General features: G+C 64.4%; 8 protein-coding genes and 1 pseudogene. 8 read left to right on the top strand and 1 reads right to left on the bottom strand.

The window, feature by feature from the left end; translation table 11 throughout:
- The first annotated feature begins 148 nt into the window (after positions 1–148).
- From FSO04_RS46995 to FSO04_RS43730, 3 genes and pseudogenes are all read left to right on the top strand, one after another.
- Entirely contained in the window at positions 149–736 is a 588-nt protein-coding gene (locus tag FSO04_RS46995; protein WP_174825352.1) for a hypothetical protein, read from the top strand.
- Between the two features lie 170 nt (positions 737–906).
- Positions 907–1,113 carry an H-NS histone family protein gene (locus FSO04_RS48940; protein WP_414693527.1) on the top strand — a complete coding sequence of 69 codons (207 nt, stop codon included), beginning with the start codon at positions 907–909 and terminating at the stop codon, positions 1,111–1,113.
- A 691-nt stretch (positions 1,114–1,804) separates the two neighbouring features.
- Positions 1,805–2,176, top strand: a pseudogene (locus FSO04_RS43730) (IS6 family transposase); the annotation flags it as partial.
- 134 nt (positions 2,177–2,310) lie between these two features.
- Here the strand turns inward: FSO04_RS43730 and FSO04_RS43725 are convergent.
- The gene (locus tag FSO04_RS43725; RefSeq protein ID WP_154567548.1) at positions 2,311–5,007 is read right to left on the bottom strand and encodes a hypothetical protein; all 2,697 of its coding nucleotides are present in this window, start codon (positions 5,005–5,007) and stop codon (positions 2,311–2,313) included.
- Between the two features lie 413 nt (positions 5,008–5,420).
- Here FSO04_RS43725 and FSO04_RS43720 point away from each other — a divergent pair, with 413 nt between their 5' ends.
- From FSO04_RS43720 to FSO04_RS43700, 5 genes are all read left to right on the top strand, one after another.
- The gene (locus FSO04_RS43720) at positions 5,421–5,621 is read left to right on the top strand and encodes a hypothetical protein (protein WP_154567547.1); all 201 of its coding nucleotides are present in this window, start codon (positions 5,421–5,423) and stop codon (positions 5,619–5,621) included.
- A 197-nt stretch (positions 5,622–5,818) separates the two neighbouring features.
- Positions 5,819–6,286 (top strand): CesT family type III secretion system chaperone, encoded by a 468-nt coding sequence (locus FSO04_RS43715; protein WP_154567546.1) that lies wholly within the window; start codon positions 5,819–5,821, stop codon positions 6,284–6,286.
- A 21-nt stretch (positions 6,287–6,307) separates the two neighbouring features.
- On the top strand, positions 6,308–7,357 hold the full coding sequence (locus FSO04_RS43710) for a hypothetical protein (protein WP_154567545.1): 1,050 nt from the start codon (positions 6,308–6,310) through the stop codon (positions 7,355–7,357).
- 56 nt (positions 7,358–7,413) lie between these two features.
- Entirely contained in the window at positions 7,414–7,857 is a 444-nt protein-coding gene (locus FSO04_RS43705; RefSeq protein ID WP_166618384.1) for a CesT family type III secretion system chaperone, read from the top strand.
- 39 nt (positions 7,858–7,896) lie between these two features.
- Positions 7,897–10,464, top strand: coding sequence for a hypothetical protein (locus tag FSO04_RS43700; protein ID WP_154567543.1), 2,568 nt, complete (start codon positions 7,897–7,899; stop codon positions 10,462–10,464).
- The last annotated feature ends 290 nt before the right edge of the window (positions 10,465–10,754 follow it).

Below are 10,754 nucleotides of genomic sequence, written 5' to 3'. Positions count from 1 at the left end.
GCATCCAGGTTGTCCAGCATAAACACCGGGCGCCCCAATTGATCACGGGTTCTGGCACAACGCCCCGTAGCCAGGACCTTTTGGTGTGGTGTTCGCACCACGCCCTTTTTCATTCCCGGAATTGCCCACATGCAATACCTGTATCACAATGAACCGCACCTCTTTGACAACGAAATCTGAACTGGCCGCGCTTCTCGATGCGCGCGCCACCTTCGACCCTTCGCAAAGAGATCAGCGAATGATAGTTCGCGTCATGGTCGTGCCGATGCTCACCAGAAGATTGGACGAGTTGCGCGTCGCACTTCGCGCGAACGCGCACTGCGAATCCGTTCAATCAATGATCGATAAAATTACGTGCTCGCTTAACCATGCTTGTGCCAGACTCGACTGCGGTTTTAATTCGAGTACTGACGCCATGGTCCATGCGAAGAAACCCGAATGGAAGCGATTCTGGCTACCCTCGGAGCGCGCAAGAAGCTTATTGCCAAGAGAAAATCGAATTGATTCCAAACCCGGAAAGGTAAGCATGCGGAACGAAATCCATTTCGAATGTCCTCGTTGCAAGCAGGTCGTTACGCCAAAACTGGGACTGAATAGAAAGGGCAACAAACCCGAAAAACTCTATTGCCCGTCTTGTGGGAGAACGATAAAGGACTTCTACAACGCGTGGCCGGGAGCAATCGCCATTTTTGTCGTGCTCGCGATCCTCGCGTACTTAAGATTCGGACAACCTTGAACGCGTTAGCGCCGGCCTATCGCTCCACTACTTCTAACCCGAACGGAAAGCACCATGAAAACCTACAAAGCGCTTCGAGACCAGGTCGAACAGCTCACCCAGCAAGCGGAGGCTGTACGAGCGAGTGAGCTGGAAGCCGTTGTCGCAGAAGTTCGCACGAAGGTTCTGGAATAGGGTCCTACCGAAAAGGATACTTCCCCCCAAAGCGTGGCCGTCCCAGCGCGACGGTAAAACCGCAAGTCGCGCCAAAATACCAGGATCCGAAAACGGGCAAGACGTGGTCAGGACGCGGCCTGACACCCGACTGGATCAAAGGCAAGAATCGTGACCGGCTTCTTATCAAGGGCCGTGCCCCACTGGGCGCGTGCAATACCTGACAACAAGGTTGCGCCCAAGCTGTCCAATGCGTCCATGGATTTTCACAAAAGTCATGTCCAGCAAATAACGTCAGCAAGCATGCTGAGATTGCCCGCACTGCAAGTCCGGCACGCCAGCTTCCCTGTGTCGTACACACGCAGGCGAAGTCCGCGGGTCCCCGGCACGATCTTGCACTATTGCCACGACGACCCCGGGTAGGTCGCCAGGCAATTGAGTAACGGGAAGCAGTTCTCTATCGCCGTCGCCACGTCTGTCGTCGCAATGGTCCAGCCGTCCGAGTTTTTGCTGCTGAGGCTTGCCCAGGCCATGCATCAAACGCCAGTGCAGTGCCGGCTTCGGCCAACGAGCTCCACTCGGCAATAGCGTTGCGCGTCGGGTTTGCCCGAACGTCCCTCAGGTTCTGGAATTTGGCCCTGCTCGCCGGAACCTTTTGTGGCGCCGCGACCTTGCAGCGTCCTTTTTCCCGAGGTGCGCCGGCCCACGGTTTGAGTGGGTCTGCTGTCGCACAGCCAAGGCCCGCTGCATTGTTCGCGGGGTGCAAGCGGCACCGGTTTCCATACCCTTTTTTGCCAACGATCGGCCGTACCACGCCAGATCTTCAGCTTCACTGATTTTTGCCGTATACCTTAACGATTGCGCGGAGCAATGCACCTCGCTCTTGCGGCACAGTCGTCGTACGAAACTAGACACCCCCCCACGGTCGTGACCGACCAGTTGCGCAGTTATCCGGCGGCCAAGGCTGAGATTCCGGAACTGGCGGGTGTGAACCACGTGTTGGTCAAAGCGGTTGCCCGCATCAACTACCGGGCTGGGAACAGTCACCAGCCCACCCGCGAACGTGAGCGTTGCATCCGCCAAGGGGACTTCCTGCGGGGCGTGCGCGGCTTTCGTGACCCGGGACGCACGAAGGCATTTCTCTCCTGCTTCGGGCCGATCCGGCAACACTTCGCACTGAAGCGGGATCTGCTACGCGCTTCGCTCCATCGCAAACAGTTCGCGGCCCGATTCGCTGCTTGGTACGAATTTACCGAAGTTACCCAAAATCCTTCGACTGGTTTCTGAACAGCGGTCTCACGTGCCATCGTTTCGCCTCTAGCCCAGCAACTTGATAATGCCAGGTTCAGGTCTTTACGAATCCCGGCCGACCCTCTTTTCCTTGCCTTGTCTTGTCTTGCGCATTCGGGGTATCGGCATGCTCAATTCGCCGGGCCCGACTTCTTGCCGCCGAACGCGTGTTTGATCGCACGCAGTGCGCCGCGCAATGGCGTGGGCGTCTTCAGGACACCGGACGAGCGCTTGGGCGTCTTCACGACGCCGCTCGCGATGTCCTGTTGCAGCTTGATTCGCCGCAACGCGGCTTCGGTGTCTTCCCGCTCGACGTGCGGCGCCAGTGTGTCGGCGGTGCGCCGCAGGTGCTGCATCGCCTCGCGTTGCGCGACGGCCTGGCTTGCCGATGCATCGGGCCGTTGCGCTTGGGCGTGCGTTGCCGGCGCATCGCTCGCTTCGGTTTGGCCGTCGCGCTGGAACAGGTCGCGCAGCGATACGTGTTCGCGGTTGCGTGCGACTGCGCTTGAAGCCTGATTCGAAGGTGGCTCTAAAGCCTGGTTCGACGCAGGCGCGGCATGCGTTTCGGAGCCCGCGTTCGATACTGCTGCCGGCACTGCCGACGCTGCGCGCGGGCTGTCCGGCTCGCCGTCGTCGATCGGCTCGGTCACGATGTACTCGGCCGTGCGTTGCAGCACCCGGTGACGCGGCTTGCTATCCGCCTGCCGCCCCTGGCCAGTCACGGCGACCATTTCATCCGGGGGCTCCGTGACCGAATATGCCAAAGGCTGCGCCGGCTCGCTGCCGGACGAGGCGGGCACGATCTGCCAGTCGCGGTGTTCGGCAGCGGGCGAGGGCGCATCGGGCTGTTCGGGGATGGGAGCAGCAGCGGACGCAGACGCCGACGCCGCTTCCGGCGAAGACACGGCCGATTGCGGTTCCGCGTCGGCGTGCGCAGACGCTTCGAGCAACTGGTCGACGAGCGCCTCGTCCACATCGTCGGCGGAGGGCGTGTGCGTTTGCGCCGGGTGATTTGGCGAGTCGAGCAGCCTGTCGAAGAACGCTTCGTCCACTTCGTCGTCGGACGCCGCGCCGGCCTGCGCGGTGTGATCGGGTGATTCGGCGAGGCGGTCGAAGAACGCGGCGTCGTCGTCTTCGTCCGGTGCCGGAGCCTGCTGCGATTCGACGTGTGGCGTAACCGCGGCGTGCGCGGTATGTGTCGGATGCTCCGGGCGCAGCGGCACCGCCCGCCATTCGGGCGGCTCGAATCCTTCATCCGATCTGTAGTGGAACGTCTCTCCGGGTTCGCTCGGCGTATCCGGAGCGGTTTCTGCAGGCGTCACGGGTGTCTCTGCGCGAGCCGCCTCGGCCGGCGGGGGAGCCGCCCGCGCAGCGGCGCCGGCCTTGAGATCCTTGTCGGTGCGCTTGTGCCCTTCGCCCGACGTGTCGACGAGTGTGAGAACCCGATAGTCGCTAATCGAGATCAGCGCGGCTTTCAGCATGCGCATCAGGCCGTGCAGGTTCGGATGGACGGCCTGCGCGGTGCTCAGGGGGCTGTCGGGAATGCTGTGGGCGAGTACGCGCGACATCCCTTGCGGCAGCGCGACCCGCGTGGCTTCCCGCGCGAACGCCGTGAAGCTGAAACGCTTGCCGCCGGAGCCCGCCGCGTCTCCGGCTGTTCCACTTGCCGGGTCGGCCGCGGTTCCGACGGCCGGCGCGTCGACCATGCCGAACTCCTTCTGCTTGTCGAACCATTTGGCGACCCAGCCGCGCGCGCCGCCTTCGGGCATCACGACGGTCGGTCGCGTACCGACCGCGACTTTCGACAGCACGATGTAGACCTGATGCAGCCCCTCGACGAGCGGATTCGCGAACAATTTGTCGAACGCGATGCCCCGTTGCAGCAGCGCCGCGTGGCGCAGGTTGCCGCCCTCCGTCGCGGCGAGCGCTGGGGGATCGTAGCGGTTCTTGAACGCCTCCGCTGCCTTGTAATTCAGCGCGATGCTGGTCGCCGAATAGAGCGGGGCCGACAGGGTGGACGATAGCGGCGACACTTGCAAGCCATGCGTGCTGCCGTCGGCCTTGCGCGATTTGAGTTCCGGGCCGAGACCGGACAGCAGCCGGTTGACGCTCTCGCGCACCACGCCGTAAATCGCATAGCTGAGCTGGTCGGCGGCGAAGCGCGCAGCATGCGCACGGCTCGCGCCCGCCGTCAGCGCCGCGACCGGGCCGAGTGACAGCAGCGAACTCACGCCGGCCATCGCGCCGCCCGCGAGCACCGCGAACCGATTGTGCGGCGCCTGCGGCTTCTCGAGCGCCTTCATCACACCGTACAGCGCATAGGCGGCATACGCGGCATTGACAACCGACAGCGCCGCCGGCAGCGCCGTTGCCACCGCGAGCTGCGCGCCCGCACGGGCAATCACCGCGTTTTCGAGTTGCTGCTCGACGAGCGCGCCGACCGTCTTGCCGACGAACGTGCCGACATAGCCGCGCGCGAACTCGGTCGCCATCGCCGCGGCGAGGTGCCGCTTGTCGATGTCGGCGAACTGGCCGCGCATGCCTTCGATCAGCCGCGTGAGCGCCGTCGCCGCCGCGGGCTGCGCCGACTGAGCGGCGCTATCGGCGCTGCCGCCGTGCGGGCTGGCCGGGATCGTCACGATCCACTGGCCGTCGCCGCCGGGCAGCGCGGGCGGCGGTGTGGTTGCCGCTTCCGGACCGAAAGGCCGTGGCATAGTCGGCGCATTCGGCGTGAGCGGTATGTCGTACCACTCGCCGTGGCCGTCGTCGGACCGCTCGGCGGTGTGAGGCCCATGCGCGGACGAGCCTGCAATCGAAATCGGATTCATTGCTTGACATTCCTGTGCATTCGCGAGGCGACGGTTTGTGCGTGGCGCGAAGCGTCGCCGGCTCTGCTGGCTGCTCTGTGCCTGTCGGTGGTGCTCATTTGTAACGGGACGACGCAGGTAGTTCGGCGGCCGGGATAGTGCCGGAGCGGGGTCGATGCGTTCGCTTTGCACCCCGTGACGCGACGCATTTTTGAGCGGCATGAACTCGTCCGGGCGCGCGGTTACGATGTGTTGTCATGCCGCCAACTTGTGGCTTAGCGGGGCATCTCGCAACTCCCTGTACACACCGGCTCATCGCTATCCGCACGCCGTCGAGGCGCAGGCGCCGTTCGAGGACCAGCGGCGGACATTGCAGCTCGGGCGGATGCTCAATTTCCGCGGAGTGTGCTTCGACATCGTCGGCGACGCCGAGCATGCAGTGCAGCTTTACGTCGAAGCGCTCGCGCGGCGGAACGAGGAAGGCAATAAGGCTTACGTCGCGCGCGCTGAACGACATCGGCGTTGGCCAGCGTCATCAGGGTAATCATGCGCTGGCGATCGGCTACCTGACCGACGCGCTCGCGCGCTGCGCGGGCCTCGGCATGGCGTCGAGCATCAATCCGCTGTTTCTCTGACGCGCCGGCGGCGGGCACGCACGGCGCGTTTGCTTCGCGCACCGCCGTCGATTGAACCGCGGGCCGGCAATCGTTACTCACCAAACAAGCATTCAACAAGAGCGCAACGCGCGCCGTCCGTCGCGGACGCCGGGTGCAGCGTACGCGCCAAACGCCACGCGTCAATAACGGAGCAAAGGTCAATCGGAGAGAAATTCATGGCGAGCGAAAACTATGTCAAGTTGATCAGAGGCTTTTGCGAACTGGTCAAAATTGACGATTGCGACACCGTCCTCGAACAGGGCAGTGTCGCGGTCAACGGCATCGGCTTCTCGTTCGTCTCGGTCGGGCCGGTCGCCAACGAGGAACTGCTTGTCTACTGCGACTTCGGCGAATTGCCGGAGCACCGGCAGCACGACATCTGCCGGCGGCTGCTAGAGATCAACGTGTTCCTGTCCAGCGGTATGCTGCCGGCCGCATTCGCGCTGAACCCCGAAAGCTCGCATGTCCTCTTGAGCTACCGGACGCTGCTCGCGCAGACGGATGCCGAGACGCTCGCGAACAGCCTGAAATTGTTCGTCGAGCAGGTTGAGAGCTGGCGTTCTGGCTTTTTCCTCGATAGCCGGGACAACGGGTGGTCGATGGCGGGCGAGGCCGGCGGGCGGGTTTCGCGCGTCTCGGTCTGACTGTACGTGAAGGAGGGGGCAATGAGAATCGACAACGCTTCAGCTGCGCCTCACGCAGCCGACATCGATGCGGGCCAGGGCGCGAGCGGCGCGTCGGCCGCGCGCACTGCCGGGCATTTTAACGGCCACGAGGTCGCTATCGTCATGTGGGGCGGAGAGCATGTCGCGCGGGCGGCCGGCCGCGCGGCGAAATCCGTCAGCCGGCTCGCGGGCCGGCTCGCGCGAAGGACGAGCGAGGCGAAGCCGGAGGTATCGGTGCACGTCCCGCGCGATTACGGCTGGCCGCTCGGTCTGATCGAGCGCAAGCAACTGCAGCAGATGTCGAAGGCGAAGGCCTACGGGAAAGCGGAGCAGCTTCATTTCGAGCGAGGCTTCCCGGCGCTCGCCGAATCCCGGAGGCAGCGCTTCGACCACGCGGACATCGACGACGCGGCGTTGCGCAGGTGCCTGCACGCGTGGGCGCACGGCGACGCGGAAAGTTCGCACGCTGAGGGCCTGTCGAGCGAGATCCGGTCGCCTGGAGACCCGTCGTCTCAATCGTCAACTCAGTCGCCGTCGCCGTGCTCGCTGCCGGCCACGCCCGAATCCGAGATTCAGGAGGTGAACTCGGAGGACGGCGAGTCGTCGTCCGCGGCAACCCGTCCTGGCGCAAGCCGTCCGACGCGCGTGCGCTTCAAGGAGCACGCCGAAGTGCGCCGGTTCGACGACGAAAGCTATGTGATCGGCGCCGGCGAGGAGGTTCCCGTGACGGCCGCGCGCGAGTCGGTCGCCAAGCTCAAGGCGCATGCGCCTGGCAGCCCGGCATCGCTCCGGCTTTCCCGCCAACGGAAGATCAACCAGGCGGCGGCGGACACATTCAAATTGCTGCACGACGGGACCTATGGGCGGGCGACGCGCACCCAGATCAAGCAGAAGAAGATCATGGCACTCACGCGCGACGGGCTCGGCATCAAGCCGGACGAAGTGCCGAAAGTGCTCGACGTGTTCCGTGCGATGCGCGCGGAGGCGAAGCCGACGGTAGCCGCCCAATTGAAAAACCTGCTTCGAGCACTCGCGCCACAGCGCGTTTGAGCGAGTCTTTTGCAACCTTTCGCAAGGAAGCAAGCCCCATTAGAGGAGTGACGGACGTGACCTACGCGAGCTATACGAAGCTGTTGCAAGACATCTGCGATCTCACCAACTTGGAAGACGCAGCTCGCCTGGTCGAAGGCGGACAGCTGACGGTCTCGGACCAGATCGTGTCGATTCGCTACGACGAGACGGTTGATTCGACGCATGCGCTGGTTCACGTCGACCTCGGCGACGTGCCGGACGAAGACCGGCAGACCATCTATCGCCATGCGCTCGAAGTGAATTTCCACGCGATTACGGTCCGCGATGGCGCGATGAGCCTCGATCCCGTCGAGGGGCACTTGCAGTACTCGTTTTATTTCCCGGTCGACGGCACGCTCACAGCGGCCGACCTCCTCGATGCGATAACGGACCTGCTCGACGACCTCGCCGGCGATGAGGCGGAACTCGCCGGCGAGGTTGGCGCGTCGGCGCCGGAGATGCGTCGTGTGGCTGTCTGACATGGGGGCCAGCAGGCGTCCGAACTGGAGAATTGTGCGATGAAATCTTCTCACCTATTGCGTTCACTCGTATGCGGTGCGCCGGACGTGGACGAAGCCGTTTCTGCGTCCGCCCCCGCGCGCAGCGCGGCTGCCGTACCGGCGCGCGGCCAACACGGGCGGCATGCTGTGTCGATTGCGACGGAGCCGCGCCCGGAACCGACGGGCAGCCGCACGCTGATGCGCGGTGCGCGGGCCGCGCTCGGCAACGCGAAGAGCAAGGCGAAGAAAGTGTTTACGTCGCGCGGGTCGGACGGCGCATCATCATCGGCCGCGCCTCCTTCCCGCGGGAGCGAGGCGGTGCGCGGGAGCACGCCGCCGGATGCACACGCGCAGCACGCACAAGCATCCGGCGCCGGGCCGTCACGAACGCCGGAGCAGTTGGACGCCGATCACGAACATCTGCTGAAGATCAAGGCCGGTCTCGATGCGGCTCGCGGCATCGTTCATGAGAAGAAATCGCGCGGGTTTCTCGCCTGCTTCGGCAAGATCGCGTCGTCGTCGCGGCGCGCGGGCAGGGCGACACCGAACGCGGCGGCGCTGGCCGGGTCGGAAGAACCGCATCAGTCAGTGCGCACGCCGGTGCGCGAGCAGACCCAGGCGGACTCGTCCGAGATATCGGGCGGATCGCGGCGCACGACGCTTGGCGAGTTCCTCAACGGTCCGCTCCACACGTCGCCTGACGTCTCAGAGCACGGTCCGCTGCACGCGTCTCCCGACGTCTCCCAGCACGTCTTACCGGACGTTTCGCCGTACGCTCCCCCCGACTTTTCGCTGCCCGTCTCACTGCACGTTTCGCCGTACGCTACCCCCCCCGTATCGCCGCAGGTCTCACCGTGGTCCTCGCCGCCGGGAACCCCGAGGGTTTCATCGGACCACCCATTGCTGAACACGTCGCCCACCGAGTCGCCGCGAGCGTCGCTGGATGGCGCGTCCGAGGATGCACCGTCCGCTGTCGAGGAGGCCGTCGCCGAATTGCAAGAACTGCAAACGCAACTGCGCGCCGAGGAACCGCCGGAGGCTCGGGAGGAAAGCGAGCAGATCGCCGCGCTAATCCAGGGGGAGACGCCGCCGACGCCGTTGACCCCGGTTGCCCAGCAGGTGGAGGCGGTGCTGCAAGAAGCCGCTCAAGCCGTGCGGCCCGACCCTTTGATCGTCGCCCCCCCCGACGACGCAAGCGCCGGGCACGACTTGACCGACACCTTCCACGACGCGGTCGACACCCTTTACGACGCAAGCGTCGAGCACGATGCGGCCGAGACCTTCTACGACGCAAGCGCCGAGCAGGAAGTGGCCGATACCCCTCACGACGCAATCGCCGATCGCGCCCGCCATCCCGATCACGTTGCGCTCGACGTCCGCCCCGATCATCTCGCGCTCGACGTCCGTCCCGATCATATTGCGATCAACATCCCTGCCACGGCGGAACCGGTCTCGGTCCCCCACGATCCCGGCCGCGTGATGCAGACGGTCGCTTCGGTCGGCCACTTCCTGCGCGGGATTACCGAGAACAAATACGAAAACGCGGCGGCTGGTTGGGGCGCGAACATCGCGAACGCAGCGCTGCGCGAAGGCAGCATCGTCGCGACCTCCACGGCGCTGCGCGAGGTGGTTGGCTATCTGGCGGAGCGCGGGTTACAGTATGTCGATGATCACGCTCGCGGCATCGCGTCGGCCGGCATTCTCGCCGGCGTGGCGGGCCTGAACCTCGCAGCGCTGGTGCGCGAGACGTACAACGGCACGGCGACGAAGCGCTCGGTCACCGCGCACGCATTCAACCTCGCTGCGATCGGCACCGCGGGCATGCTGTCCTATGGGAACAGTTCGCTCGGCGGCGTGCTCCCGCTGCTCATTAAAGGCGTGTTCGCGTACGCGGCGCCGCGCGACGTGGCGAACCTGTTCGTCAAGCTCGACTCGAATCGCGAACAGCTCGCACCGGGCGCAACCCATTCGAACATGGCGGCGAACTGGGCCGACACCATCGTCTATGCGACGAACCAGTACGTCACCAACACACTTCAAGGCACCGGCGCATCCCATTCGGGAACCAGCTCGGCAGGGCAGGCGCAATCGCTGCGCGACCTGATCCCGCACGTGCTTGCGTTTGCCGGCGCGAACGCGGCAGGCGAAACCGCGGACGGCTTCAGCTATCCGGCACTTACTGCGTTTTTCGATCGCGGCGGCCTGGCTTCGCGGCAGTCGGTGGGGCAGGGGCTCGCGGGCGTACGCGATCTGCGGATTTCCGCAAGTGTCGCGAAGCCGACGATGGCGGATGCCGTCAATAAGCTGCTCGGCCCCTTCACTGCTCGCACGACGCTCTTCGCTGTGCTGTACGCAGTCTCCGGCGCACTCGGCTCGATCAAGCCGACGAAGCATTTGTCCGAGAAGGGCGTGAACGACGTGACCAATATGGTGCTGTCACTGCTGTCCGGACTGCTGACGGTACCCTACGTCGCGTCGCTCGATACGCAGCCGGCGCCAGCGCAGCACCCGGAGGAACGCGACCTGGAAGCGGCGCTGCCGAGGGATGCCGATGTGCTGGCGCAGCAGCGCCGCTTGTATGTGTAATGCGAATGCGAGGATCAGGCATTGTGCACGGCGAGCGCACGGAGCATACGGAGCGTGCGCAGTGCCGGTTCGCCTTCCGTTCGCCGCGATGACGTTGCAACTTTTTTGCCGATAACTGGAACTTACGGTTCGATACGACGAATGTCGTCTTCACGAAGAGAAGGCAAACGTTTGCGGCCGAGCGTAGACGAGTAGCCCAGGTGTGCGGGACGTAGCTCCCGGTACGCCCTATGTTCCCATGACCTAGGAGAGAAAATAAACATGACGAAACCGAAGGCAGAATCGAGAAA

It is taken from the genome of Paraburkholderia madseniana (assembly GCF_009690905.1).
Taxonomy (GTDB): domain Bacteria; phylum Pseudomonadota; class Gammaproteobacteria; order Burkholderiales; family Burkholderiaceae; genus Paraburkholderia; species Paraburkholderia madseniana.
The sequence above is the reverse complement of the archived record's forward strand: the minus strand, read 5'-3'. Positions and strand labels throughout refer to the sequence as shown.